Below are 24,744 nucleotides of genomic sequence, written 5' to 3'. Positions count from 1 at the left end.
TCATGGCCATCCTCGGATTTCTCATCCAGCTGACCGGCGCGACGATGCTGCTGCTTTTTGCGGTGCGGATGGTGCGCACCGGGATTGAACGCGCCTATGGCGCCTCGTTCCGCCGCCGGATCACCACCGCGCGCCACCCGCTGGGCGCGGCCGGGGCCGGGACGGTCATGGCCATCGTGCTGCAGAGCTCGGCCGCCGTGGCGCTCTTGGTCGCGGGGTTTGCCGCCTCGGGCGCGCTGCCCTTCGGCACCGGGCTCGCGATGATCCTCGGCGCTGACCTGGGCTCGGCGTTGCTCATCCAGGTGCTGTCGCTGCGCATCGACTGGCTGGTGCCGGTGCTGCTGGCCATCGGCGGCATTCTCTTTCTCAAGACCTCGCGGCGCGGTTTCAAACAGGCCGGGCGCATCGTGCTCGGCATCGCCTTTATCCTGATCTCGCTGCGCTTCCTGCGCGAAACGATGGAGCCGATCCGCGACAGCGCCATGTTGCCCGCCATCGCCGATTACCTCGCCCGCGATTTCATCACCGCCTTCCTCGCCGGGGCGGCGCTGGCCTTTGTCATGCATTCCTCGGTGGCGACGGTGCTGATGTGCGTCACGGTGGTGGCCATCGGCGCGCTGCCGGTGGAGGCCGGGCTGTCGCTGGTGATGGGGGCCAATCTCGGCTCGGCGCTCATCCCGCTCTGGCTCAGCCGGGGGCTGCCGTCCCGCGCCCGCCGCCTGCCGCTCGCCAATCTCCTGCTGCGCGGCAGTCTCGCGCTGGTGGCGGTGGTGGTGATCAACCGCACCGGGCTCATGTCGCTCTGGCCCGCCATGGGACCGGGTCAGGTGCTGATCACCAGCCATATCGCCTTTAACGCCGCGCTGCTGCTCCTGCTGCCGATCTGTGCGCGGCTGGAGAAACCGCTGCTGCGCGCTCTGCCCGACGACATCGGCGCCGAGGCGGCGCTGCCACTGCATCACCGCTCGGTGCTCGATCAGGCGGCGCTCGCCCACCCGGCCCAGGCGCTCGCCTGTCTGCGCCGCGAAGTGCTGCGCATGTCGCAGGTGCTGCAGGAAATGCTCGAACCGGCGATGACCCTCTATACCGACTACCAATCGGCGCAGATGCGGCTCTTGCGGGCCAAGGACAATATCCTCAACCAGGCGCTCGACGACATCCGCCGCTATGCCGCGGAACTGCCCAGCGCCAACGCCAGCAAACGCACCCACAAGGAGCTGCGCGAGCTGATGGAATATGCCATCGCGCTCGAGGCGGCGGGCGATGTTCTGGTCAAGCGGATCACCCAGCTCGCCGAGCAAAAATCCGAAGAACGGCTAAGCCTGACGCCCGCCGGTCTCGACGAGCTGACGCTGATGCATGACCGCATCCTGCAGAACCTCGGGCTTGCGATGAATGTGCTGATCTCCGGCGATGTCGAAAGCGCCCGGCTTCTGCTCGAGGAAAAGGGCGAGATGACCCGCCTGCACCGCGCCACGCGCAAGAAACACCTCAAACGGCTCAGCACCGGCAACGGGATCAGCCTCGACAGCAGCGACATCCATCTCGAAACCGCCCATGCGCTGAAAGAGATCAACAGCCAGATCGCCGCCATCGCCTATCCGATCCTCTACCGCGAGGGGCAGCTTCTCGACACACGGCTCGTCACCCGGCTCGACCGCGACTACGCCGATCAGGATTAGGGCATCGGCCCCGCGCCAGAAACGCGCAAGAAAAAGGGGGGCCAAGGCCCCCCCAGATCCCGCTTAGCGAACTTCGCCGCTTAGCCGCATTTGCTGTGGCCACAGCTGGCACAGGTCATGCAGCCTTCGACCATGCGCATGTCGAACTGACCGCAGGAGGGGCAGGCCTGACCGCGCGGCTGGTTGAGGTTGACCACCTGCGCCTGCGGGTCGGATTTGAGGCCGAGCCCCTCGCCCTCAAGAAACCCGATGCGGATCAGATGCTGTTCGAGAATGCCGCCGATCGCCGCGAGGATCGAGGGGATGTATTTCCCGCCCATCCAGGCCCCGCCACGCGGATCGAACACGGCCTTGAGCTCTTCGACCACAAAGCTCACATCGCCGCCGCGCCGGAACACCGCCGAGATCATCCGGGTCAGCGCCACGGTCCAGGCGTAATGCTCCATGTTCTTGGAATTGATAAAGACCTCGAACGGGCGGCGATGACCGTTGAGCACGATGTCATTCACCGTGACATAGATGGCATGGCTGCTGTCGGGCCATTTGAGCTTGTAGGTCGCCCCTTCGAGCTCTTGCGGACGGTCGAGCGGATCGGCCATGTAGATCACATCGCCATGCGGCGTCTGCGGCTCGGCATCGGAATTGGCGACGATGGTCGGGGCTTTCTGTGAGCTCCCGACGATCTCCGAAACCTCCACGCCGAGAACTTCGGCCACTTTGTGCAGGCGGTCTAGAGTGGGTTCTTTCCCCTCCTTGATAATCCCATGCAGGTAGCCATGGCTTAGCCCAGCATCGAGCGAAACCTGACGCATGGTCTTTCCACGTTGGGTAATAAGAGCCTCAAGCTTGCCCCGGAAATCCTTCCCAGTGGCCGCGGTTGCATTCGCCGGGGCCTCGACACTCAGCACGCTGCCGGTCACGTCATTCGGACGATAGGTGGTGCAGCCCTTACAGCCGGTGTCCCAGGCCTGCATATAGACATCCTTGAACGCCTCGAAATCAATGTCCTCGGGGCAGTTGATCGTCTTCGAGATCGAGCTGTCGACCCAATCCTGCGCCGCCGCCTGCATCCGCACATGATCGGCAGGGCTGAGCGTCTGGGCATTGACGAAATACTCGGGCAGCGGCGCGTCGCCCTTGACGTCGCGCCACATCTGCACGGCGTAATCGACCACCTCTTCCTCGGTGCGCGACCCATCTTTCTGGAGCACCTTGCGGGTATAGCTGTTGGCAAAGATCGGCTCGATCCCCGAGCTGACATTGCCGGCATAGAGGCTGATGGTGCCGGTGGGCGCGACCGAGGTCAAAAGCGCATTGCGCAGACCATGTTCGGCAATGAGCGCGCGGGTCTCGGCGTCGAGCTTCTTGATCATCGGCGCCTTGGCATAGGCCTTGGCATCATAAAGCGGGAAGGCGCCCTTTTCCCCGGCGAGCCGGGCCGAGGCCGCATAGGAGGCATTGGCGATGCGGGCCATCCAGACGCCGGTCTGCTCGGCCGCCTCGGGCGAGCCATAGCGCAGCCCGACCATCGCCAGCGCATCGGCCAGCCCGGTCACACCAAGCCCGATGCGGCGCTTGTTCTGCGCCTCGGCCTCTTGGGCGGGCAGCGGAAAGCGCGAGATGTCGACGACATTGTCCATCATCCGCACCGCCGTCTCGACCAGATCGTTGAGCGCGCCCTCGTCGAGATGCGCCGCCTCCGAGAACGGATCGGCCACCAGCCGCGCCATGTTGATCGAGCCGAGCAGGCAGGCGCCATAGGGCGGCAGCGGCTGCTCGCCACAGGGGTTGGTCGCGGCGATGGTTTCCACATAGTTGAGGTTGTTCTGCGCGTTGATCCGGTCGATGAAGATCACGCCCGGCTCGGCATAATCATAGGTCGCCTGCATGATCGTGTTCCACAGATCACGCGCCTGAATGGTGCGGTAGACCTTGCCGTCAAAGATCAGGTCCCACGACCCATCCGCGCGCACCGCCTCCATGAAGGGATCGGTGACCAGAACCGACAGGTTGAACATACGAAGCCGCGCCGGATCGGATTTGGCGGCGATGAACTGTTCGATATCGGGGTGATCACAGCGCATCGTGGCCATCATCGCGCCCCGGCGGCTGCCCGCGCTCATGATGGTGCGGCACATGGCGTCCCACACATCCATGAAGCTCAGCGGCCCGCTGGCATCCGCGCCCACGCCTTTGACATCCGCGCCACGCGGCCGGATCGTCGAGAAATCATAGCCGATGCCGCCGCCCTGCTGCATGGTCAGCGCCGCCTCGCGCAGCATGTCGAAAATCCCGCCCATGTCGTCGGGCACGGTGCCCATGACGAAACAGTTGAAGAGGGTCACGCTGCGCCCGGTGCCTGCGCCGGCGGTGATGCGGCCTGCGGGCAGGTATTTGAAATCCTCCAGCGCCTCGAAGAATCGGCCTTCCCAGTCTGCGGGCGTCTTTTCCGCCTGCGCCAGGGCGCGGGCGATCCGCCGCCACGTATCCTCGACAGAGCCGTCATGAACGGTCCCGTCAGGCTCTTTGTAGCGATATTTCATATCCCAGATGGACGCGGAAATAGGGGCAGCGAAACGTGACATGGCAGGACCGGATTTAGCGTGGAAGAAGGATGCACACACTATCCTTTGTGGTTGCAACGGTCAACCGACGATCTAAGGACCGTGACGTTATCCCTTGATAAGACCGGGATTTTTTCTGCGCCCTTCGCATCTGCCCAGATCAGGCCCAAAACCGCCCATCACGCCCGATTAGCTCAGCACCGAAGGCAGCCAGAGCGTCAGCGCCGGAAAGCTCAGCAAGATCACCACCCGGAGCAGCTCGGCCAAGAAAAACGGTGCCACGCCCTTGAAGGTCTCGCCCATCGGGATGTCCTCGGCCAGCGACGAGATGACAAAGACATTCATCCCCACCGGCGGCGTGATGAGCCCGAGCTCGACCACGATAAGCGCCAATATCCCGAACCAGATCTTCAGATCCTCGGTGCTCATGCCATAGCCCGAGCCGTCCGCGCCCTGATAGACGCCGCCATTCACCTCAACGAGCACCGGCCAGAAGAAGGGAATCACCAAAAGGATCATCGACAGCGAATCCATCAGACAGCCGAGCGCGATCAGCGCCAGCAACAGCACCACCATCACCGTCATCGGCGCGAGGCCGGAGTTTGCCACCCAGAGCGCCGCCTCCTGCGGCAGGCCCGAGCGCGACATGAAAATCTTGAGCAGCTCCGCCCCCAGCAAGATGAGATAGATCATGCCACTGGTCGATGCCGTCTCGAGCAGCGCCTCGCGGATATGGGCGCGGCTCAACCGGCCCTGCGCCAACCCGAAGGCAAAGACCAGAAACACCCCCACCGCCGCCGCTGGCGTCGGGTTGAAGAGACCTGCGTAAATCCCGCCGATGACCAGCCCAAAGATGACCAGCACCGGAATGAGGCCGAGCGTCGCCTCGACAAACTCCGCCCGTTCCGGCGTGCCGCCGCGCGGTCCTGCTTCGGGCCGCAGCGCGACATAGATCGCGATCGTCAGCAAAAAGAGAATGACCGCCAGCAGCCCGGGAAGGAACGCCGCCATGAACATGGTGACGATATTGGCCTCGACGATGATCGCATAGATGATGAGCACCACCGAAGGCGGGATGAGAATGCCGAGAACCCCGCCCGCCGCCAGCGTGCCGGTGGCCAGCGCCCCGGAATATTTGTAGCGCCGCAGCTCGGGCAGCGCGACCTTGCCCATGGTCGACGCCGTCGCCAGCGACGAGCCGCAAACCGCGCCAAAGCCGGCACAGCCCGCGATCGCCGCCATCGCCGTGCCGCCCCGCAACCAGCCGAGCCAGGCGTTTGCCCCGCGAAACAGCGCTTGGCTCAACCCCGCCTTGGAGGCCACCGCCCCCATCAGGATGAACATCGGCACCACCGACAGGTCGTAGATGGAAAACTGCCCATAGGCCAAGGTCTTGAGCTGGCTGAGCACCAGCCCCGGCCCGTTGATCACCGCCGTGCCAATGCCGCCGACAAGGATCATCGCATAGGCAATGGGCATGCGAATGGCGATGAGCCCGATAAGGCAGATCAGCCCCCCGAGCCCGAGCATCAAGGCGTCAGACATGCGCGTCTCCCCCGCGGGCCACCCGGCCCTCTTCGATCAAGGTACAAAGCGCCGCCAGACACAGCAGCGCGAGCGAGGCGAGCACCGGCACAAAGGCGTACCAGATCGGCACCGCGAGAATGGCCGTGGTATAGTCATAGGCGCGCTGATCTATTAGCCCGTGAAACATCCGCCAGATCAGGATCACCCCAAAGACAAAGGCCACCAGCGCACCGAGAAAGGTGAACCGCGCGACCCAGCGCGGCGACGCCCCGGCGGTGAAAATATCGGCCGTCACATTGGCCCCGGACACCTGGCAAAAGGGCAAAAAGGCGAACGCCGCCACCGCCACGCCCATTTCGGTCAACTCGAAATCGCCGGGAAAGGACATGCCAAACAGCGTGCCGATCACCGACACCATGTTGATCCCGACCACCAGCAACAGCACCACACCGCCGAACAACGCCCAGAGCGTTGCCAGCTTGCGCACGGCGGCGCAGAACGCGCCGCCACGGGCTTTATCTTGCGTCGTTTGCATCAGCGGGTCGCGTGCTCTGCGATCAGGCCACGCGCCTTTTCGACCAGCGCCGCGCCATCGACGCCCTTGGATTTCACATCCTCGATCCAGCGGTCGACCACCGGTTCGAGAGCGGTCTCAAAGGCGGCGGTTTCCTCTTCGCTGAGCGTGATATGGGTGTTGCCCGCCTCAACAGCCATGTTGATGCCGAAATCATCCGAGGCGCGCCAGATCTCGCCCACCTGCTTGGGCCAATCGCCACCCGAAGCATCGCGGAACGCCTTCTGAATATCCTCCGGAAGCCCGTCCCAGCGCCCTTGGTTCATCGAGACCTGGAAGGTCGAGTTGCCAAAGCGATATTCCTCGAAGCCTTCGATCTGATACTGGGTCTGCTCCTGGATCTTGAGCGGCGGAATGATCTCCCACGGGATGAACGCCCCATCGACCGTGCCTTTTTGCAGCGCGGGCGGCAGTTCCGGCACCGGCATCGCGGCGGGGGCCGCTCCCAGCGCCTCGATCACCCAACCACCGGTGCGCGAGGGGATGCGCATCTTTTTCCCGGCGAGGTCCTCGGGCTTGCGCACTTCGCTGTCGCGCATGTGGATGGCATTGCCCGCATGGACATGCAGGAACATCACCTCGACGCCTTTGTAATCGTCCTTGAGATCGCTTTCGAACATCTCGGCCATGGCGATATTCGCCGCCGCCGGATCATTGGCCGCCACCGAGGGCAGCTCGAACACTTCGGTGCGCGGGAAGAGCCCCGGCGTATAGCCATTGAGCGTCCAGACCAGATCGACCACGCCATCGCGCGCCTGCCCGATGAGCTCGGGCGGACGCCCGCCGAGCGTCATCGACGGGAAAATCTCGATCTTGACCCGGCCGCCGGAATTTTCCTCCACCTGCTTGGCCCAAGGTTCGAGCATCTGGGTATGCACCGGCGCCTTGGCGCTCAGGAAATGGTGCAGCTTGAATTCAAACTCGGCCGCATAGCCGGCGCTCGCCCCGACAATGCCCAGCGCCAGACCCAATGCCGTGGCGCTCAGTTTCGCTGTGATCTTCATGGCGTCCTCCCTTGCCTATCGGAGCTGCGCCCGCGGGCTGCCTCCACAGCCCTCCTGACGCCTGACGCGCCCCGGTCGCACTCCTCCGCCATCCGTTATACTGTCGCAAAAATGCGAGTAAATTGACATTTATGCGCGTTTACTTGCCCCGATTGGCAATCATATCTCCTCATCCATCGCCGCGACCACCGTGCCCACCGCCATGCGGAACACCTGCTCTGCCGGGCTCGGCTGGCTGTCGGGCCGCGTCATGAGCCCCACCGGCCCCACCGTGATGCCCGTGTCAAACGGTAGCCGAACAAGGCTGCCCTCGGCCACCTCCTTGGCGACCACCCCCGCCGAAATGATCCAGATCGCATCCGAATTGCGGGTGAAATTGCGCCCGAACGCGCCCGAGACACTCTCGATCCGGTTCGGCAGCTCGCCAATGCCATGGGCAATCATCATCCGCTCGACCAACGGCCGGATGGCCGAGGCCGCCGCCGGGAAAATCACCGGCCATTCGCCGATCCGCTTGAGATCGGGCGCCTCAAGCAGCGGATGCCCGGGCCGGGTCACGAACTCCACATATTCATTATAGAGCTGGGTGAAGGAAATCCCCTGCATCGTGTCCGGCTGGCCCAGCCGCCCGATGACGAGATCGACGCCACCGCGCCGCAAGAGATCAATGAGATAGGAATGCGGCCCGTCGATGAGCCGGATCGTCACCTCCGGCGCCAGCGCCCGAAACTCGCGCACCGCCTCCGGCATGAGCCGCGCCGCCACGCTCGGCAGCGCCCCCACGGTGAGCGTCACCCGCCCCGCCTGCCCGACCTGCTCGACCCCGTCGAGCCCCTGCTGCAGCGCCGCGAGGCTCATCTCCGCGAAATGCAAGAACACCTCGCCCTGCCGGGTGAGCGCCACCCCCGCCCGGCTCCGGGTGAGCATCGCCGCCCCGAGAATATCCTCAAGCTCCTTGAGCGTCTTCGAAATCGCAGGCTGGGTGAGATAGAGCCGCTCGGCCGCGCGTTTCATGCTCTTCTGGCGCACGATCTCCACGAAACACTGGATATGGCGGAACTTGATCCGGCGGTCGATCATCTATTTTCTTTCCACTTTTGACAAGAATACGGTCACACAAGTCATTTTACTTACCGCGATACAGAAGTCATTCTCTTTTCCAACAGTTTGGCGGGTCCGTCTGGGAGGAGAGACATGCGCACTCAGGTCTGCATCATCGGCGGCGGCCCCTCGGGGCTTTTGCTCGGCCAGCTTCTGCACCGTCAGGGCATCGCCACCGTCATCCTCGAACGCAAGACCCGCGACTATGTGCTGGGCCGCATCCGCGCGGGCATTCTGGAAACCGGCACTGCCGATCTGCTGCGGCAGGCGGGCGCGGGCGACCGCATGGACCGCGAAAGCTTTGCCCATGAGGGCACGGTCATCGCCTATGGCGACACGCAATTCGGGGTCAATTTCCATGCCCATACCGGCCGCGATGTCATCGTCTATGGCCAGACCGAGCTCACCCGCGATCTCTATGACGCGCGCGAGGCCGCAGGCGCGCCCACCCTCTTCAATGTCGATCACGTCACCATCCATGACGCCAAGAGCGACGCGCCCCATGTCACCTATCATGTGGCCGGCACCGAACACCGCATCGACTGCGATTTCATCGCCGGTTGCGACGGGTTCCACGGCGTCAGCCGTCAGACCATCCCGCTCTCGGTGCGGCGCGAATATGAGAAAATCTACCCGTTCGGATGGCTCGGCATCCTGTCGGAAACCCCGCCCGTCCATGACGAGCTGATCTATTCCGGCTCCGAACGCGGCTTTGCCCTGTGCTCGATGCGCAGCGCCACGCTCAGCCGCTACTACATCCAATGCGCCCTCTCCGACAGTCCCGAGGATTGGAGCGATGCCAACTTCTGGGAAGAGCTCAAGCGACGCATCCCCGAAGATGCCGCCGACCGGCTGATCACTGGCCCCTCGATCGAGAAATCCATCGCGCCTCTGCGCAGCTTCGTCTGCGAGCCGATGCAATGGGGGCGGCTCTTTCTCTGTGGCGACGCCGCCCATATCGTGCCGCCGACCGGGGCCAAGGGGCTCAACACCGCCGCCTCCGATGTGCATTACCTCTACACCGGACTGCGACAGCATTACCTCGACGGCGACAGCGACGGGATCGAACGCTATTCCGAACGCGCCCTCGCCCGGGTCTGGAAGGCCGAACGCTTTAGCTGGTCGACCACCAACCTCTTGCACCGCTATCCGCATCAATCGGAATTTGATATCAAGATGCAACAGGCCGAAGTCGCCTTCCTGCGCGACAACGCGGCGGCGCAGAAGGTCTTTGCGCAAAACTACGTGGGGCTTCCATACTGATGCGTATGCTGAACTGGGCCGAGGCCGCGCTGCACTGGCGCGAGGATGGCGACCCCGGCGGTCGCCCGCTGGTCTTTGCCAATTCGCTCGGCACCGATCTGCGGCTCTGGGACGCGCTCCTGCCGCATCTGCCCGTCGGTCTGCGGCTCATCCGCTATGACATGCGCGGGCATGGGCTCTCCGCCTGCCCGCCCGGCCCCTATGACATGGACGCGCTCGCCCGCGATGCCGAGGCGCTGATCGAGTATCTCGACCTCACAAACGTCACCTTCATCGGCCTCTCCATCGGCGGCATGGTCGGGCAGGCACTCGCCGCCCGCCGCCCCGATCTCCTCTCGGCGCTGGTCCTGTCGAACACCGCCGCCGCCATGGGCACGCCAGAGGCCTGGCAGGCCCGCATTGCCGCCATCCGCGCCGGCGGGATCGAGGCGATTGCTGACGCGGTGATGGAGCGCTGGTTCGCCGCGCGCTTCCGCGCCACGCCCGAGCTGGCGCTCTGGCGCAACATGCTGACCCGCACGCCGCCCGAGGGCTATATCGGCTGCTGCGCCGCCATCGCCGGGGCCGATCTGCGCGCCACCACCGCCACGCTCACCCTGCCGACGCTGGCCATCGCCGGGGCCGAGGATGGCGCGAGCCCCCCCGATCTCGTCGCCGACACCGCCCGGCTCATCCCCGGCGCGCGCTTCGCGACCCTGCCCGACACCGGCCACCTGCCCTGTGTCGAGGCCCCCGCCGCCTATGCGGCGATCCTGTCCGATTTTCTCAAGGAGACCGCCCATGTCTGAACGCCCCCCGACTGAGCGCACCCCGACCGACCGCTACACGACCGGGATGGACACCCGCCGCCGCGTGCTGGGCGATGCCCATGTCGACCGCGCCGAAGCCTGCAAGAGCGATTTCGACGCCCCCTTTCAGACGCTGATCACCGAAGGCGCCTGGGGCACCGTCTGGGCCAGCGACGCGATCAGCCCGCGCGAACGCTCGATGCTGACCCTCGCGCTGCTGGCCGCCACCGGCAATTTCGAGGAAATCCCCATGCATATCCGCGCCACCGCCCGCACCGGGGCGAGCCAATCCGACGTGATCGAAGCGTTTCAACATGTCGCCATCTATGCCGGTGTGCCGCGCGCCAATCACGCGATCCGGCTGGCCAAGGAAACCTATGCGGAAATGGAGGCCGAGGCATGAAAACGCCCGCCGAATATTATCAGCGCGACCGCCAGTGGCACGCCCCGGCGCTGACGCCTGAGTATAAAACCTCCGTCTCGCGCGCGCCCAGCTTCCCGCTGCTGAGCCTTGAACAAAGCGCCAGCGAAATCACCGGGCCGAGTTTTCGCAACGATGACATCAACCCGGGCGACAATGACCTTTTGCACAATTACGCCACCGCCGGGGAGAGCGCGATTGGCGAGCGGATCATCCTGCATGGCCGGGTGCTGGACGAAAACGCGCGCCCCGTGCCGCATGTGCTGGTGGAAATCTGGCAGGCCAATGCCGGCGGGCGCTATCGCCACCGCAAGGATGGCTATCTCGCGCCCATTGATGCCAATTTCGGCGGCTGCGGGCGCACGCTCACCGATGACCAGGGCTATTACGTCTTTCACACCGTCAAACCCGGCGCCTACCCGTGGCGCAATTGGGTCAATTCCTGGCGTCCGGCGCATGTGCATTTTTCGGTCTTCGGCACGTCCTTTTCGCAGCGGCTCATCACCCAATGTTATTTCGAGGGCGACCCGCTCATCGCGCGCTGCCCCATCGTGCAGACGCTGAAAGACCCCGCCGCCGTGGATCAGCTCACCGCCGCGCTCGACATGAACGCGACGATCCCGCTCGATTCCATCGCCTATCGCTTTGACATCGTGTTGCGCGGGCGGCGCGCGACTTATTTCGAAAACCGCCCCGAGGGAGGCTGACATGGCGCAACGTCTCGACTACCTCAAGGAAACCCCCTCGCAGACCGCCGGGCCCTATGTCCATATCGGCCTCGCCCCCGGCGCGGCCGGGTTTGACATCTACGCGCAAGAGCTTGGCTGGGACATCGCAGGCCCCCATGCGGCGGGCGAACGCATCCGCGTCGAAGGTCTGGTGACCGACGGCACCGGCTCGCCGGTCAAGGATGTGCTGATCGAGGTCTGGCAGGCCAATGCCGCCGGGCATTATGCCCATCCCGAAGACCCCGGCGGGACCGAAGAAGGCTTTCGCGGCTGGGGCCGGGTGATCACCGATTTCGACACCGGCGAATGGGGCTTTGATACTGTCAAACCCGGGCCCGTCATGGGCCGCGGCGGGCGTCTCATGGCGCCGCATCTCAATCTCTGGATCGTCGCGCGCGGCATCAACATCGGTCTCAACACAAGGCTCTATTTCGACGACGAAGCGGACGCCAACGCCGCCGATCCGGTCCTCGGCCTCATCGAATGGGAAAGCCGCCGCGACACGCTCATCGCCCGGCGCGAGATCCGCGACGGCGCGCCCGTCTACCGTTTCGACATCCGCCTGCAAGGCGCGGATGAGACCGTGTTTTTCGACATCTAGGCCCAAGGACCGGACATGACCAAACCCTGCATCCTGTGCTGTGCCATCACCGGCTCACTGCCGACCAAGGCCAACAACCCCGCCGTGCCGATCACCGTCACGGAACAGATCGAAAGCAGCCACGCCGCCGTTGAGGCCGGGGCCAGCATCATCCACGCCCATGTGCGCAACGATGATGAAACCCCGTCGAGCGATCCTGAGAAATTCGCCCGGCTCAAGGAAGGTCTGGAGAAACACTGCCCCGGCGTGATCGTTCAGTTTTCCACCGGCGGCCGCTCTGGCGCGGGCCAGACCCGTGGCGGCATGCTGCCGCTGCGCCCCGACATGGCCTCGCTCTCGGTGGGGTCGAACAATTTCCCGACCCGCGTCTATGAGAACCCGCCCGATCTGGTGGAGTGGCTGGCGGCGGAAATGCGCGCCCATGACATCACCCCCGAGGTCGAGGCCTTTGATCTCGGCCATGTGCTGCAGGCGATCCGCCTCCATGCCGAGGGGGTGCTCACCGGCAGGCTCTATGTGCAGTTCGTCATGGGGGTGAAAAACGCCATGCCGGTCGACCGCGAGGTGTTCGACTTCTACCGCCACATCCTGCAAAGCCGCGCGCCCGACGCCGAATGGTGCGCCGCGGGCATCGGCGCGGCCCAGCTCACCATCAACGAATGGGCGATCGCCTCGGGCGGTCACACCCGCGCCGGTCTCGAGGACAATGTGCGGCTCGACCGCGACACGCTCGCGCCCTCGAACGCCGCGCTCATCGCCCGCGCCGCCGATCTTTGCGCCAAATACGACCGCCCCGTCGCCACCCCGGCCCAGGCGCGCGAGATGCTCGGCCTGCGCCCGGCCTGAGGCCACAGGGCCGAAATTTATCGCTAACAAGGGCAAAGCCTTGCGTTTTGTCCCTTTCGGCCCTGCGCCCCCCCCTCTATATCGCGGGTAAGTTTCACAAAGCTCAGGAGCACGCCCATGACCATCACCGTCGGCATCAACGGGTTCGGCCGCATCGGCCGCTGCACGCTCGCCCATATCGCGCAATCGACCCGTGACGACATCAAGGTCGTCAAGGTCAACGCCACCGGCCCGCTCGAAACCGCCGCCCACCTGCTCAAATATGACAGCGTGCATGGCCGTTTCGCCAACGAGATCACCCTCGGCGATGGCACGATGGATCTGGGTCGCGGCCCGATGCAGATGTTCTCGACCTATGACATGGACGAGCTCGACTGGTCCGGCTGCGACGTGGTTCTGGAATGCACCGGCAAATTCAACGACGGTGAAAAGGCCAAGAAACATCTCGAGCGCGGCGCCAAGAAAGTGCTCCTCTCGGCGCCCGGCAAGAATGTCGACCGCACCATCGTCTTCGGCGTCAATGACAACGAGCTGCAAGCCTCGGACACGATGATCTCGAACGGCTCCTGCACCACCAACTGCCTCGCGCCGGTGGCCAAGGTGCTCGACGATTCCTTCGGCATCGAGAGCGGCATCATGACCACGATCCACGCCTATACCGGCGATCAGCCGACGCTCGACCGTCGCCACAAGGATCTCTACCGCGCCCGCGCCGCCGCCATGTCGATGATCCCGACCTCCACCGGTGCCGCCAAGGCGCTGGGCGAGGTGCTGCCCGCCCTCAAGGGCAAGCTCGACGGCTCGGCCATCCGCGTGCCGACCCCCAATGTCTCGGCCGTCGACCTGACCTTCGTCGCCAAGACAGACGTGACCGAGGATGAGGTCAACGCCGCCATGCGCGCCGCCGCCGAAGGCCCGATGAAGGGCGTGCTCGGCTATGATCCCGAACCCAAGGTCTCGATCGATTTCAACCACACCGAAGAAAGCTCGATCTTCGCCCCGGCCCAGACCAAGGTCATCGGCGGCCGCCTCGTGCGCGTGCTGAGCTGGTACGACAATGAATGGGGCTTCTCCTGCCGCATGGCCGATGTGGCCGTCGCGATGGGCAAGCTGGGCTAAGCCCACCCGCCTCCTTGCACCGAAACGTCCCGTCAGGCATACCCGGCGGGACGTTTTCTTTTCGGGCCACCCGCATGACGAACCGCATTGCCTTTTTTCTCGCCCTGCTGATCGTGATCGGCCTGGTGCTCGATTTCACCTATCAGCACGGCGATGGCACGCTTTTCCTCCTGCGCAAGCTGAGCGCCGCGATCGAATGGCTGGCCTTCTGGCGCTAGGCCACGGATCGCCGCCCCCTAGTTCATCCCCATCGCCGCAAGGCTCGCCCGGTCCGGTGCCCCCGTGGTCGCAAGGCCATTCTCCGCCTGCCACGCCCGCATCGCCTGTGCCGATCCCGCGCCCCAGACCCCGTCCGGCGTGCCCGCCTCATAGCCCGCGGAATTGAGCATGGTCTGAATCGCCCGGTAATCCGCCGCCGTCAGGTCGAGCGTCGAGAACCCGCAAGCCGCCGCCGCCGCATCGAACACCGCCTGACCGCCCGCCAGCTGAAAGGTCGCGTCATGGGTCTTGCCGTTCTTCTCGGTCAGCCGGACAAAGAGCTTTTCGGCGTCATAGAGTTGCCGGATCATCCGCTGCCCCTGGGCCCCAAAGAGACCGCCGCCCTTGGAACTGGTGAGCTTGGACCACCGGTCCTGCACCGCGTCCTGCCCATCGATGCGATAGGTCACCGGCACCGTGTTCACATTGTAATCGCTGAGAATATAATCATCGGCATCAAAGACGACGCTGGTCTCGCCCTCCTTGCAGGAGACATAGAGCTTGGGCGTCGAGAGCTGCAGCCCCTCCTTATATTCCGACACGTTGATGCCAAAGATCTTGGGGCTGTCGTCGATGGCGGCGCGATCCTGCGAGAGCCCCCACCAGCCGTGAATGGTGAATTTCTCGCGATGCAGCTGAGAGAAGATCGCCTTGCTGTAATCAATCTCGGGATGGGCCGCATCGGCCCAGTCCGGCCCTGCCTCAGTCCCCTCAGGCGTGGCGGCGGCGCTTTGGGCCGTTGCCGTCTTGGCAGGCGCGGGTTGCGCGCTGCTTTCACCCGCCACCGGCGGTGTGATCGGCAGAAGGATGCCGTAAGTCGCGGCGAGCCAATTGCCCCGCAGGTTCGCCAATGACAGCTTCTCGGTCTCTACCCGGCTCTGCGCCACCGCGCCGATAAGCCCGCTGGCACCCTGTGCCTCCTTCTCCGCCGCCGCGACGATCTTTTGCTGCGCAAGGATCTCGGCGAGGATCTTGTCGGCGAGCTCTGGATCGGGCTGCGTCACCGGCAGCTCGATCACCCTCTGCGCGCCGCCCGCCTCGCCCGCCACCCGGTTTTCGAGAACCGCTCGGGTGAGCTTGAGCGTCTCGATCCGCGCCTCCATCAGCGTGCTGATCAGCCCCGCGCCATATTTGGCCTTCTGCGCCTCGGCCTCAGCCACGCTTGCGTCAATCTCCGCGATCTCGCGCCGCAGTTCCGAGAGCGGCAGCGCCTCCTGCGCCCCGCCGCCCAGCGGCCACAGCGCCAACACCAAGGCCCCCGCCGTGAGCCTCGTTTTCAAATTCCATGCTCCAAATCGCCCGGACATGCTGCAAACACGCATTCTCAAATCTCCTGTTTCGACCCCTCCCGATCTGCCGGAGCTTGGTTAATATTTTCTTTACGAATGCCGAGATGCCCGCCCCGCCCAAACGCAAACGGCCCCGCCAAATGGCGGGGCCGCGTGATGTCAGGCCCTCATCAGGGCCGCTGGATCGACCCGTAGATCAGTCCATCGCCTTGAAGTTGAACTCGCCGCCTTCCTTGATGCCCGAGGGCCAGCGCGAGGTGACGGTCTTGGTGCGGGTGTAGAACTTGAAGCTGTCCGGACCGTGCTGGTTCAGGTCACCGAACATGGATTTCTTCCAGCCGCCAAAGGTGTGATAGGCGAGCGGCACCGGGATCGGCACGTTGATGCCGACCATGCCGATGTTGACGCGGCTGGCGAAATCGCGCGCCGTGTCACCATCGCGGGTAAAGATCGCGGTGCCATTGCCATATTCATGATCCATGGCCAGCTTGAGCGCCTCCTCATAGGTCTCTGCGCGCACGGTCGACAGGACCGGGCCAAAGATTTCCTGCTTGTAGATATCCATGTCCGGGGTCACCCGGTCAAAGAGATGCGGCCCGACAAAGAACCCGTCTTCATAGCCCTGCAGTTTGAAATCGCGGTTGTCGACGACCAGCTCGGCCCCTTGCTCGACGCCCGAGTTGATGAGGCCGAGGATGCGCTCCTTGGCAGCGGCGGTCACCACCGGGCCGAGGTCGACATCGTCGCCTGCGGTATAGGGCGCAACCTTGAGCTTTTCGATGCGCGGCACCAGCTTTTCGATGAGACGGTCAGCGGTTTCCTCGCCCACCGGCACAGCCACCGAAATCGCCATGCAGCGTTCGCCCGCCGCGCCAAACCCGGCCCCGACCAGCGCGTCCGCGGCTTGATCCATATCGGCATCGGGCATCACGATCATGTGGTTCTTGGCACCGCCAAAGCACTGGGCGCGTTTGCCATTCGCGGTGGCGCGGCTGTAGATATATTGCGCGATCGGGGTCGAGCCGACAAAGGACACGCCCTGAATGATCTCGCTGTCGAGCAGCGTGTCGACCGCTTCCTTGTCGCCGTTGACGACCTGGAAACATCCGGCGGGCAGGCCCGCTTCGACAAAGAGCTCGGCCAGCATGAGCGGCACAGAGGGGTCACGCTCGGAGGGCTTGAGCACCACGGCATTGCCGCAAGCCAGCGCCGGGCCGACATGCCACAGCGGCATCATGGCGGGGAAGTTGAAGGGCATGATCGAGGCCACAACGCCGAGCGGCTGGCGCATCGAATACATGTCGATGCCGGGGCCTGCGCTGTCGGTGAACTCACCCTTGAGCATCTGCGGCGCGCCGACGCAATATTCGATCACTTCGAGACCGCGCTGCAGGTCGCCCTTGGCGTCGGGGATGGTCTTGCCATGCTCCCGGCTCAGCGCCTCGGCGAGCTTGTCCATGTCGCGGTTCATCAGCGCGACCATCTTCATCATCACGCGGGCCCGTTTCTGCGGGTTGGTCGCGCCCCAGGCGGGCTGCGCCTTGGCGGCCCGCTCGATCGCATCGGTGGTCTCGTCGACGCTGGCCATCGGGCATTTGTACTGGACCTCGCCGGTGGCGGGGTTGAAGACGTCGTCAAAACGGCCCGACTTGCCTTTGACAAGGGCGCCGTCGATGAAGTGGTGAAGCTCTTGCATGGGAATCCTCCTGATTTCGGCGCCAAGATAGCGTTGCATTTTTGACGGGAAAAGAGGCAATATATCAAAAGCCGTTTTGCATTTTTGCAAAACCCACCCCCAGACCGGAGCCCGCCCATGTCCGACACAGCCCCCAATTGGGACGATCTGCGCGTCTTTCTCGCCGTGGCCCGGGCCGAGTCGCTCTCGGGCGCGGGCCGGGTGCTCAAGATGGATCCCGCCACCGTCGGCCGCCGCATCGCGCGGCTCGAGCTCGACCTCGGCGCGCCGCTCTTCGCCAAGTCGCCGCAAGGCTATGCGCTCACCCTCGAGGGCCAGCGCCTTCTGTCCCACGCCGCCCGCGCCGAGGATGAGATGATGCGCGCCTTCGAGGATGTCGCCGGCCAAGAAGGCCCGCTGAGCGGCCAGATCCGCCTCGGCGCGCCCGATGGTTCGGCCAATTTCCTGCTGCCCCAGGTCTGCGCCGCCATTGTCGAGAAACACCCCGATCTCGAGGTCCAGATCGTCGCCCTGCCGCGCATCGTGAACCTGTCGAAACGCGAGGCGGACATGGCCATCGGGGTCAGCGCGCCGACCGCCGGGCGGCTCCATGTGGAAAAGATCAGCGACTATAAACTGCACCTCGCCGCCGCCCAGAGCTATCTCGACCGGCACCCGCCGATCACCCGGCTGAGCGACCTGCGACACCACCGCGTCATCGGCTATATCCAGGACATGATCTTCGACCGCGAGCTCGATTACCTGAGCGCCACCGGCCTCGACACGGTCCAGCTCGCCAGCAACTCGGTCTCGGTGCAAATCAACTGGATCCGGCAGGGCGCGGGCCTCGGCATCATGCATGATTTCGCCATCCCCTTCACCGAGGGTCTGACCAAGATCCTGACCGAGGAGGTGAGCCTGACGCGGAGCTTCTATCTCATCCGTCACCGCGACAATCTGCGCACCGATCGGCTCAACCGCTTTGCCGCCGCGCTCTCCGACGGGATGCGCCGCGAAGTGGCCCGGCTCGAAGCGCTGACTTGACAGGTCGGCCCCTTTTGCGGGACGCTGGTTTACACGCCTGTCACAAAAGGAGTTTCCGCGATGCTCGTGCAACAGATCCTCAAGGCCAAGGGCGATGACAAGGTCATCACCATCAAACCCGGCACGTTGGTCTCGGACGCCGCGCGTATCCTCGCCGAACGCCGCATCGGCGGCCTGGTGGTCTCCGAAGATGGCAAACAGATCCAGGGCATCCTGTCCGAGCGCGACATCGTGCGCTCGCTGGCGGTGCGCGGGGCAACCTGCCTGAGCGACCGGATCGACGACATGATGACCCGCAACCCGGTCTGCTGCGCCCGCGGCGACACCTCCGATCAGGTGCTGACCCGGATGACCGAAGGCCGCTTCCGCCACATGCCCGTGGTCGAAGATGGCGAGCTGGTCGGCATCGTCACCATCGGCGATGTGGTCTCGTCGCGCCTGTCGGAACTCGCCATGGAAAAGGACGCGCTGCAAGGGATGATCATGGGGCACTAGCCCCGCGTCATGCCCCTATCACGCCCCGCCCGACCTGCGGCCCGACACCCGGCCCCCTTCTCGATCTTGCGTAGAACCACGCAACCCCTTGCAAATCCACGCGCAACCGTGTTGCGTAGCCGCGTTTGAACGACGGAGCCCGCCCATGCGCATCGGTTTATATCCCGGAACCTTCGACCCGATCACTCTGGGCCATATCGACATCATCCGCCGCGCGGCGGTCATGGTCGACCGGCTGGTGATCGGCGTGGCCATCAACCGCGACAAGGGGCCGCTCTTCACCCTCGAGGAACGGGTCGACATGATCGAACGCGAATGCGCCAAGCTGAGCGAACAGACCGGCGCCGAAATCATCGTGCACCCGTTCGAGAACCTGCTCATCGACTGCGCCAAGGATGTCGGCGCCCAGGTCATCGTGCGCGGCCTGCGCGCGGTGGCCGATTTCGAGTATGAGTTCCAGATGGTCGGCATGAACCGCGCCCTCGATGACAGTGTCGAAACGGTGTTTCTCATGGCCGACGCGGGCCATCAGGCCATCGCCTCGAAACTGGTCAAGGAAATCGCCCGGCTCGGCGGCGATGTGCGCAAATTCGTGACCCCCCCGGTCAATGCGGCGCTGCGCGAGAAACTCGGCTAACCCGCCCCAAACGCACAAATTTCTCCCTTTTTGGGCCAAAACCTGCTAGGCTGCGCCTTGGCAAGTGGTGATTGTGATGTGTCGCAACCGCCCCCGGTCGGGGCATCTCGAATGTTCGCGTCTTTGGGGGGACAGGCCATGTCGCGTATCGCATTGCGTTTTCTACTCACCGGAATCGGATTTTTGCTCTTCGGCATGCTCTGGGGCATTCAGATGGGCATGGTCGGCGACCATAGCCAGATGCCCTCTCACGCCCATCTCAATCTGGTGGGCGGGGTGCTCTTCCTGATCTTCGGCCTTTTCTACCATTGCGTCCCCGAGAGCGCCTTGGGCTTCTACTGCCGGGCGCATTACTGGCTCTCGCTGATCGGGGTGGTGACCATGGTGGCAGGCACCGCCTATACGATCGCCGGCGGCCATCACGGGCTGGCCATTCTCGGCTCGTTCATCACCTTGGCCGCCATGGCCCTTTTTGGCGTGGTGGTGATCCGCCATCGCGGCTGAGGTACGAATTTTCTTGGCAAAGCCGCCATCACGCTATTTCTTAAGAAAACTGACGTGTGAGGTGTGTAATGGCCATAGCTGAACCCGATTTCACCATCGGCATCGAAGAAGAGTATCTTCTCGTCGATCTCGATAGCTTTGCCCTGGCCGAAGGCCCGCCAGAGCTCTTCGAGGCCTGTCAGGTCGAGCTGCAGGAGCAGGTCAGCCCGGAATTCATGAATTGCCAGATCGAAATCGGCACCAAGGTCTGCGCCACCGTGGCCGAGGCCCGCGAGGATCTGCGCCACCTGCGCGCCTGCGTCGCCCGGCAGGCGGCCAAGCACAATCTTGCGCCGATCGCCGCCTCCTGCCATCCGTTCTCGGACTGGCGCGATCAAAAGAACACCGACCGCGACCGCTACAACACGCTCAAGACCGATCTGGCGGCGGTGGTGCGGCGCATGCTGATCTGCGGCATGCATGTCCATGTCGGCATCAACGATCCCGACCGGCGCACCGACCTGATGAACCAGCTGAGCTATTTCCTGCCGCATCTTCTGGCGCTGAGCTGTTCTTCGCCCTTCTGGCAGGGTCAGGACACCGGGCTCGCCTGCTATCGGCTCTCGGTCTTCGACAACCTGCCGCGCACCGGCCTGCCGCCAAGGATGGAGAGCTTTTCGGAATTTGAACGCTCGGTCTCGACCCTCGTCGATCTCGGGGTGATCGAGGACAGTTCGAAAATCTGGTGGGATCTGCGCCCCTCGTCGAAATTCCCGACGCTCGAATCGCGCATCTGCGACGTACAGCCCCGGATGGAACATGCGCTCACCCTCGCCGCCCTCACTCAGGCGCTGAGCCGGATGCTCTGGCGGCTCGCCACCCATAATCAGCGCTGGCGCATCTATGACACGTTCCTGCTGTCGGAAAACCGCTGGCGGGCACAGCGCTATGGCCCCGAACGCGGGCTCATTGATTTTGGCCGGGGCGAGATCGTCGATTTCCCGATCCTCGTCGACGAGATCCTCGAACTCATCGCCGCCGACGCGGGACATTTCAACTCGCTGCGCGAAGTGGCCGTCGCCCGTGACATGGCCGCCTCGGGCGGCAGCTCGGGTCGCCAACGCGCCGCCTATGCCGAGGCCCATGAGCGGACCGGCGATCACGACATGGCGCTCAACGCCGTGGTGCAGCATCTCATCAACGAGTTTCACGAAGACCTCTGACGCGAAGATCTTTCACCGGGGATTTCGGGCCGTCTCTGGCCCGTCCTTGGCCCGGCCTTTGGCCTGCCCTTAGGCCGCGCTGACCCCTTGATTCCTGCACTGTCGTGTTACCGTCGTTTTACCGACGTGATACCGATGTGACGTTTTCACCACCCCACCGCCGCCGAGGGCGCTTGCAATAGTTCTGCAAATTTTTGTAATTAAACACGCGTTCAATTCAAATCGCACCGCCTTGGGAGGGGCTGCCATGGATTTCGCACTGACAGAAGAACAGACCGCCATCTTCGATATGGCGCAGGCGTTTGCGCAGGACAATATCGCGCCCCACGCCCGCGACTGGGAGGCCCAAGGCACCATCCCCAAAGAGCTCTGGCCGCAGATCGGCGAGCTCGGTTTCGGCGGTCTCTATGTCAGCGAAGACAGCGGCGGCTCGGGCCTGTCGCGCCTCGATGCGACGCTGGTTTTCGAAGCTTTGTCAATGGCTTGCCCCTCTGTCGCCGCGTTTCTCTCGATCCACAACATGTGCGCCAAGATGATCGACACCTTCGGCAGCGACGCCCTCAAATCGCGGGTCATGCCCGAGGTGCTGGCGATGGAGAAAGTGCTCTCCTACTGCCTGACCGAACCCGGCTCCGGCTCCGACGCCGCCGCCCTCAAAACCCGCGCCGAAAAGACCGATCAAGGCTACCGGCTCAACGGCACCAAGGCCTTCATCTCCGGCGGCGGCTATTCCGACGCCTATGTCGTCATGTGCCGCACCGGCGATGACAGCCCGAAAGGCATCTCCACGCTGCTCGTCGAAGACGGCACCCCCGGCCTCTCCTTCGGCGCTCTCGAGGACAAGATGGGCTGGCGCAGCCAGCCCACGGCGCAGGTCCAGTTCGACGATTGCACCGTCCCCGCAGGCAATCTCGTGGGCGAAGAGGGGCGCGGATTTTCCTATGCGATGCAAGGGCTTGACGGCGGCCGCCTGAACATCTCGGCCTGTTCTCTGGGGGCCGCACAGACCGCGATGAACCTGACGCTGCAATACATGTCCGAACGCCGCGCCTTCGGCAAATCCATCGACCAATTCCAGGCCCTGCAATTCCGCCTCGCCGATCTCGAGATCGAATTGCAAGCCGCCCGCACCTTCCTCCGCCACGCCGCGTGGAAGCTCGACACCGGTGCCCCCGACGCCACGAAATTCTGCGCCATGGCCAAGAAATTCGTGACCGAAACCGGCTCGCATATCGTCAACCAATGCCTGCAATTGCATGGCGGCTATGGCTATCTCGCCGACTACGGGATCGAGAAGCTGGTGCGCGATCTGCGGGTCCATGAAATCCTCGAAGGCACCAATGAAATCATGCGCTTGATCGTCGCCCGCAACCTTCTGGCCGAACGATGAGCGATCTCTCCATCCGCATCGAAGGCCGCGCCGGGCGCATCACCCTGACCCGGCCCAAGGCGCTCAACGCGCTGAGCTACGAGATGTGCCTCGCCATCGAGGACGCGCTCGACGCCTGGACTGACGACGACAACGTCGCGCTGGTGATCATCGACGCCGAGGGCGACAAGGCCTTCTGCGCCGGCGGCGACATCCAGGAACTCTACAGCCGTGGCCGCGCCGGCGACGTCGCCTATGGCCAGAATTTCTGGCGCGACGAATACCGTCTCAACGCGAAAATCGCTGAATATCCAAAGCCTTACGTCGCCTTCATGCAAGGGTTCACCATGGGCGGCGGCGTCGGCATTTCCTGCCACGGCTCGCATCGCGTGGTGGGCGACAGCTCGCGCATTTCCATGCCCGAATGCGGCATCGGCCTCGTCCCCGACGTGGGCGGCTCGCTGCTGCTGGCCCGCGCGCCGGGGCGGCTTGGCGAATATCTCGGCTGCACCGGGGCCCGCATGGGACCGGGCGACGCGCTTTTTGCGGGTTTTGCCGATCACTACATCCCCGAAGCCAATTGGCCCGCGCTCATCGACGCGCTTTGCCAATGCGGCGACACCGCGCCGCTACTGGCCGCCGCCCTGCCCGCCCCCGACGCACCGCTTGCCGCGCAACAGCCTGCGATTGATGGGTTTTTCTCGGGCGAGACGCTGCTCGACATTCTCAACGCCCTGCGGGCTGATCTCGGCGATTTCGCCGCCGACACGCTCAGGTCGCTGGCCCGCAACTCGCCGCTCTCGATGGCCGCCACGGTGGAAATGATCCACCGGCTGCGTGGCCCCGCCGCCGACATCCGCCGCGCGCTCGAGCTGGAATACCGCTTTACCCATCGCGCGCAGGACAAGAGCGATTTTCTCGAAGGCATCCGCGCCGCCGTGATCGACAAGGACCGCAGCCCCAACTGGCAGCATTCCCTAGACGCGCCGCCCCAGATGGCCGCCACACAGATGCTTTTGCCGCTCGGTGCGGACAAGCTCACATTTGACACGAAAGGTGACATGTCATGAAGATCGGATTTATCGGTTTGGGCAATATGGGCGGGCCGATGGCCGCCAACCTGGCCAAGGCAGGCCATGAGGTGACCGGCTTTGACATGGCCAATGTCGCGATCGAGGGCGTCACCCTCGCCGCCAGCGGGGCCGAGGCCGCGACCGGGGCCGAGGTGGTGATCACCATGCTGCCCAATGGCGACATCCTGCGCAAAGTCGCCGCCGAAATCATCCCCGCCATGTCCAAGGGCGCGGTGTTTCTCGACTGTTCCACCGTCGATGTGGCCAGCGCCCGCGCCGTGGCCGAAGACGCGCAAAAGGCCGGTCTCTCGGCGCTCGACGCGCCCGTTTCGGGTGGCATCGGCGGCGCTTCGGGCGGCACGCTGACCTTCATGGTCGGCGGCGATGACGCGGGCTTTGCCACGGCCAAACCGCTCTTTGACATCATGGGCCAAAAGGCCGTGCATTGCGGCCCCTCGGGCAATGGCCAGGCTGCCAAGATCTGCAACAACATGATCCTCGGCGTCACCATGATCGCCACCTGCGAGGCCTTCGCGCTGGCCGACAAGCTCGGCCTCGACCGGCAGGCAATGTTCGACGTGGTCTCGACCTCCTCGGGCTATAGCTGGTCGATCAACGCCTATTGCCCGGCCCCCGGCGTCGGCCCGCAAAGCCCCGCCGACAATGGCTATAAACCCGGTTTCGCCGCCGAGCTGATGCTCAAGGATCTCCGCCTCGCCCAACAAGCCGCCGAAGAGGCCGATGCCGACACGCCCATGGGTCAGGCGGCACGCGATCTCTATGCCCAATTCGTCGAAGGCGAAGACGGTTTGGGGCGCGATTTCTCGGCCATGCTGCCCCGGTTCGAGGCGCGCAAACGCGGCTGATTGCCGACCCGATCTTTTCTCTTGGAACATCGGCACGGGGGGTCACGTTGGACCCCCCAGAGGCTCACGAGCCCCATCCCGATATTCGGGGTGAAAGCCAAAGGAGAGGAGATC

General features: G+C 64.3%; 24 protein-coding genes. 17 read left to right on the top strand and 7 right to left on the bottom strand.

Annotated features, from left to right (window positions below):
- Positions 1-2: 2 nt before the first annotated feature.
- Complete coding sequence (locus ISM_RS10840) at positions 3-1,682, top strand: Na/Pi cotransporter family protein (protein WP_009814207.1); 1,680 nt, start codon at positions 3-5, stop codon at positions 1,680-1,682.
- Positions 1,683-1,762: 80 nt separating this feature from the next.
- On the opposite strand, the gene ISM_RS10835 is transcribed toward ISM_RS10840, so the two are convergent.
- The 5 genes from ISM_RS10835 to pcaQ all read right to left on the bottom strand — a co-directional run bounded on the left by ISM_RS10835 (position 1,763) and on the right by pcaQ (position 8,431).
- Positions 1,763-4,267 (bottom strand): adenosylcobalamin-dependent ribonucleoside-diphosphate reductase, encoded by a 2,505-nt coding sequence (locus tag ISM_RS10835; protein ID WP_040618023.1) that lies wholly within the window; start codon positions 4,265-4,267, stop codon positions 1,763-1,765.
- A 168-nt stretch (positions 4,268-4,435) separates the two neighbouring features.
- Positions 4,436-5,791, bottom strand: coding sequence for a TRAP transporter large permease (locus ISM_RS10830; protein WP_009814205.1), 1,356 nt, complete (start codon positions 5,789-5,791; stop codon positions 4,436-4,438).
- The gene (locus tag ISM_RS10825; protein ID WP_009814204.1) at positions 5,784-6,308 is read right to left on the bottom strand and encodes a TRAP transporter small permease; all 525 of its coding nucleotides are present in this window, start codon (positions 6,306-6,308) and stop codon (positions 5,784-5,786) included. The genes ISM_RS10830 and ISM_RS10825 overlap by 8 nt, the downstream gene beginning before the upstream one ends.
- Positions 6,308-7,351: a TRAP transporter substrate-binding protein gene (locus ISM_RS10820; protein WP_009814203.1), complete on the bottom strand. Its 1,044-nt coding sequence runs from the start codon at positions 7,349-7,351 to the stop codon at positions 6,308-6,310. Before ISM_RS10820 ends, ISM_RS10825 begins: the two co-directional genes overlap by 1 nt.
- A 159-nt stretch (positions 7,352-7,510) precedes the next feature.
- Positions 7,511-8,431 (bottom strand): pca operon transcription factor PcaQ, encoded by a 921-nt coding sequence (pcaQ, locus tag ISM_RS10815; RefSeq protein WP_009814202.1) that lies wholly within the window; start codon positions 8,429-8,431, stop codon positions 7,511-7,513.
- 114 nt (positions 8,432-8,545) lie between these two features.
- Between pcaQ and pobA the strand changes: the two genes are divergently transcribed.
- The 8 genes from pobA to ISM_RS10775 all read left to right on the top strand — a co-directional run bounded on the left by pobA (position 8,546) and on the right by ISM_RS10775 (position 14,436).
- Positions 8,546-9,715, top strand: a complete 1,170-nt coding sequence (gene pobA, locus ISM_RS10810) for a 4-hydroxybenzoate 3-monooxygenase (protein ID WP_009814201.1) — start codon at positions 8,546-8,548, stop codon at positions 9,713-9,715.
- Complete coding sequence (gene pcaD, locus ISM_RS10805; RefSeq protein ID WP_040618022.1) at positions 9,715-10,503, top strand: 3-oxoadipate enol-lactonase; 789 nt, start codon at positions 9,715-9,717, stop codon at positions 10,501-10,503. Before pobA ends, pcaD begins: the two co-directional genes overlap by 1 nt.
- Positions 10,496-10,906, top strand: coding sequence for a 4-carboxymuconolactone decarboxylase (pcaC, locus tag ISM_RS10800; protein ID WP_009814199.1), 411 nt, complete (start codon positions 10,496-10,498; stop codon positions 10,904-10,906). The genes pcaD and pcaC overlap by 8 nt, the downstream gene beginning before the upstream one ends.
- A complete protein-coding gene (gene pcaH / locus ISM_RS10795) occupies positions 10,903-11,631 on the top strand; it encodes a protocatechuate 3,4-dioxygenase subunit beta (protein ID WP_009814198.1) in 729 nt (242 codons plus the stop codon). Before pcaC ends, pcaH begins: the two co-directional genes overlap by 4 nt.
- 1 nt (position 11,632) lies before the next feature.
- Complete coding sequence (pcaG, locus tag ISM_RS10790; RefSeq protein WP_009814197.1) at positions 11,633-12,253, top strand: protocatechuate 3,4-dioxygenase subunit alpha; 621 nt, start codon at positions 11,633-11,635, stop codon at positions 12,251-12,253.
- Positions 12,254-12,268: 15 nt separating this feature from the next.
- Positions 12,269-13,099 carry a 3-oxoadipate:acetyl-CoA acetyltransferase gene (locus tag ISM_RS10785; protein ID WP_009814196.1) on the top strand — a complete coding sequence of 277 codons (831 nt, stop codon included), beginning with the start codon at positions 12,269-12,271 and terminating at the stop codon, positions 13,097-13,099.
- Between the two features lie 117 nt (positions 13,100-13,216).
- On the top strand, positions 13,217-14,218 hold the full coding sequence (gene gap, locus ISM_RS10780) for a type I glyceraldehyde-3-phosphate dehydrogenase (RefSeq protein WP_009814195.1): 1,002 nt from the start codon (positions 13,217-13,219) through the stop codon (positions 14,216-14,218).
- A 74-nt stretch (positions 14,219-14,292) separates the two neighbouring features.
- Positions 14,293-14,436 carry a hypothetical protein gene (locus tag ISM_RS10775; RefSeq protein WP_009814194.1) on the top strand — a complete coding sequence of 48 codons (144 nt, stop codon included), beginning with the start codon at positions 14,293-14,295 and terminating at the stop codon, positions 14,434-14,436.
- Between the two features lie 18 nt (positions 14,437-14,454).
- Here ISM_RS10775 and ISM_RS10770 read toward each other — a convergent pair whose 3' ends face one another.
- The gene (locus tag ISM_RS10770; protein ID WP_040618021.1) at positions 14,455-15,756 is read right to left on the bottom strand and encodes a peptidoglycan-binding domain-containing protein; all 1,302 of its coding nucleotides are present in this window, start codon (positions 15,754-15,756) and stop codon (positions 14,455-14,457) included.
- Positions 15,757-15,961: 205 nt separating this feature from the next.
- Positions 15,962-17,461 (bottom strand): CoA-acylating methylmalonate-semialdehyde dehydrogenase, encoded by a 1,500-nt coding sequence (locus ISM_RS10765; RefSeq protein WP_009814192.1) that lies wholly within the window; start codon positions 17,459-17,461, stop codon positions 15,962-15,964.
- A 117-nt stretch (positions 17,462-17,578) separates the two neighbouring features.
- On the opposite strand from ISM_RS10765, the gene ISM_RS10760 reads away from it, so the two are divergent.
- The 8 genes from ISM_RS10760 to mmsB all read left to right on the top strand — a co-directional run bounded on the left by ISM_RS10760 (position 17,579) and on the right by mmsB (position 24,630).
- Positions 17,579-18,484: a LysR family transcriptional regulator gene (locus ISM_RS10760; protein ID WP_009814191.1), complete on the top strand. Its 906-nt coding sequence runs from the start codon at positions 17,579-17,581 to the stop codon at positions 18,482-18,484.
- A 60-nt stretch (positions 18,485-18,544) separates the two neighbouring features.
- Positions 18,545-18,979 (top strand): CBS domain-containing protein, encoded by a 435-nt coding sequence (locus tag ISM_RS10755; protein WP_009814190.1) that lies wholly within the window; start codon positions 18,545-18,547, stop codon positions 18,977-18,979.
- Positions 18,980-19,124: 145 nt separating this feature from the next.
- Complete coding sequence (gene coaD, locus ISM_RS10750; protein WP_009814189.1) at positions 19,125-19,616, top strand: pantetheine-phosphate adenylyltransferase; 492 nt, start codon at positions 19,125-19,127, stop codon at positions 19,614-19,616.
- A gap of 138 nt (positions 19,617-19,754) precedes the next feature.
- The gene (locus ISM_RS10745; protein ID WP_040618020.1) at positions 19,755-20,120 is read left to right on the top strand and encodes a hypothetical protein; all 366 of its coding nucleotides are present in this window, start codon (positions 19,755-19,757) and stop codon (positions 20,118-20,120) included.
- Positions 20,121-20,188: 68 nt separating this feature from the next.
- Positions 20,189-21,322 carry a carboxylate-amine ligase gene (locus ISM_RS10740; protein WP_009814187.1) on the top strand — a complete coding sequence of 378 codons (1,134 nt, stop codon included), beginning with the start codon at positions 20,189-20,191 and terminating at the stop codon, positions 21,320-21,322.
- Between the two features lie 247 nt (positions 21,323-21,569).
- Positions 21,570-22,712 (top strand): acyl-CoA dehydrogenase family protein, encoded by a 1,143-nt coding sequence (locus tag ISM_RS10735; RefSeq protein ID WP_009814186.1) that lies wholly within the window; start codon positions 21,570-21,572, stop codon positions 22,710-22,712.
- Positions 22,709-23,761 carry an enoyl-CoA hydratase/isomerase family protein gene (locus tag ISM_RS10730; RefSeq protein WP_009814185.1) on the top strand — a complete coding sequence of 351 codons (1,053 nt, stop codon included), beginning with the start codon at positions 22,709-22,711 and terminating at the stop codon, positions 23,759-23,761. The genes ISM_RS10735 and ISM_RS10730 overlap by 4 nt, the downstream gene beginning before the upstream one ends.
- Positions 23,758-24,630, top strand: a complete 873-nt coding sequence (gene mmsB, locus ISM_RS10725; protein WP_009814184.1) for a 3-hydroxyisobutyrate dehydrogenase — start codon at positions 23,758-23,760, stop codon at positions 24,628-24,630. Before ISM_RS10730 ends, mmsB begins: the two co-directional genes overlap by 4 nt.
- Positions 24,631-24,744: the final 114 nt, after the last annotated feature.

Source organism: Roseovarius nubinhibens ISM, from assembly GCF_000152625.1.
GTDB classification, from domain to species: Bacteria; Pseudomonadota; Alphaproteobacteria; order Rhodobacterales; family Rhodobacteraceae; genus Roseovarius; species Roseovarius nubinhibens.
The sequence above is the reverse complement of the archived record's forward strand: the minus strand, read 5'-3'. Positions and strand labels throughout refer to the sequence as shown.

Bases quoted from the DNA above. Each gene is read 5' to 3' on its own strand.
- ISM_RS10840 (WP_009814207.1), top strand. From the start codon at position 3: ATGGCCATCCTCGGATTTCTCATCCAGCTGACCGGCGCGACGATGCTG.
- ISM_RS10835 (WP_040618023.1), bottom strand. From the start codon at position 4,267: ATGTCACGTTTCGCTGCCCCTATTTCCGCGTCCATCTGGGATATGAAA.
- ISM_RS10830 (WP_009814205.1), bottom strand. From the start codon at position 5,791: ATGTCTGACGCCTTGATGCTCGGGCTCGGGGGGCTGATCTGCCTTATC.
- ISM_RS10825 (WP_009814204.1), bottom strand. From the start codon at position 6,308: ATGCAAACGACGCAAGATAAAGCCCGTGGCGGCGCGTTCTGCGCCGCC.
- ISM_RS10820 (WP_009814203.1), bottom strand. From the start codon at position 7,351: ATGAAGATCACAGCGAAACTGAGCGCCACGGCATTGGGTCTGGCGCTG.
- pcaQ (WP_009814202.1), bottom strand. From the start codon at position 8,431: ATGATCGACCGCCGGATCAAGTTCCGCCATATCCAGTGTTTCGTGGAG.
- pobA (WP_009814201.1), top strand. From the start codon at position 8,546: ATGCGCACTCAGGTCTGCATCATCGGCGGCGGCCCCTCGGGGCTTTTG.
- pcaD (WP_040618022.1), top strand. From the start codon at position 9,715: ATGCGTATGCTGAACTGGGCCGAGGCCGCGCTGCACTGGCGCGAGGAT.
- pcaC (WP_009814199.1), top strand. From the start codon at position 10,496: ATGTCTGAACGCCCCCCGACTGAGCGCACCCCGACCGACCGCTACACG.
- pcaH (WP_009814198.1), top strand. From the start codon at position 10,903: ATGAAAACGCCCGCCGAATATTATCAGCGCGACCGCCAGTGGCACGCC.
- pcaG (WP_009814197.1), top strand. From the start codon at position 11,633: ATGGCGCAACGTCTCGACTACCTCAAGGAAACCCCCTCGCAGACCGCC.
- ISM_RS10785 (WP_009814196.1), top strand. From the start codon at position 12,269: ATGACCAAACCCTGCATCCTGTGCTGTGCCATCACCGGCTCACTGCCG.
- gap (WP_009814195.1), top strand. From the start codon at position 13,217: ATGACCATCACCGTCGGCATCAACGGGTTCGGCCGCATCGGCCGCTGC.
- ISM_RS10775 (WP_009814194.1), top strand. From the start codon at position 14,293: ATGACGAACCGCATTGCCTTTTTTCTCGCCCTGCTGATCGTGATCGGC.
- ISM_RS10765 (WP_009814192.1), bottom strand. From the start codon at position 17,461: ATGCAAGAGCTTCACCACTTCATCGACGGCGCCCTTGTCAAAGGCAAG.
- ISM_RS10760 (WP_009814191.1), top strand. From the start codon at position 17,579: ATGTCCGACACAGCCCCCAATTGGGACGATCTGCGCGTCTTTCTCGCC.
- ISM_RS10755 (WP_009814190.1), top strand. From the start codon at position 18,545: ATGCTCGTGCAACAGATCCTCAAGGCCAAGGGCGATGACAAGGTCATC.
- coaD (WP_009814189.1), top strand. From the start codon at position 19,125: ATGCGCATCGGTTTATATCCCGGAACCTTCGACCCGATCACTCTGGGC.
- ISM_RS10745 (WP_040618020.1), top strand. From the start codon at position 19,755: ATGTCGCGTATCGCATTGCGTTTTCTACTCACCGGAATCGGATTTTTG.
- ISM_RS10740 (WP_009814187.1), top strand. From the start codon at position 20,189: ATGGCCATAGCTGAACCCGATTTCACCATCGGCATCGAAGAAGAGTAT.
- ISM_RS10735 (WP_009814186.1), top strand. From the start codon at position 21,570: ATGGATTTCGCACTGACAGAAGAACAGACCGCCATCTTCGATATGGCG.
- ISM_RS10730 (WP_009814185.1), top strand. From the start codon at position 22,709: ATGAGCGATCTCTCCATCCGCATCGAAGGCCGCGCCGGGCGCATCACC.
- mmsB (WP_009814184.1), top strand. From the start codon at position 23,758: ATGAAGATCGGATTTATCGGTTTGGGCAATATGGGCGGGCCGATGGCC.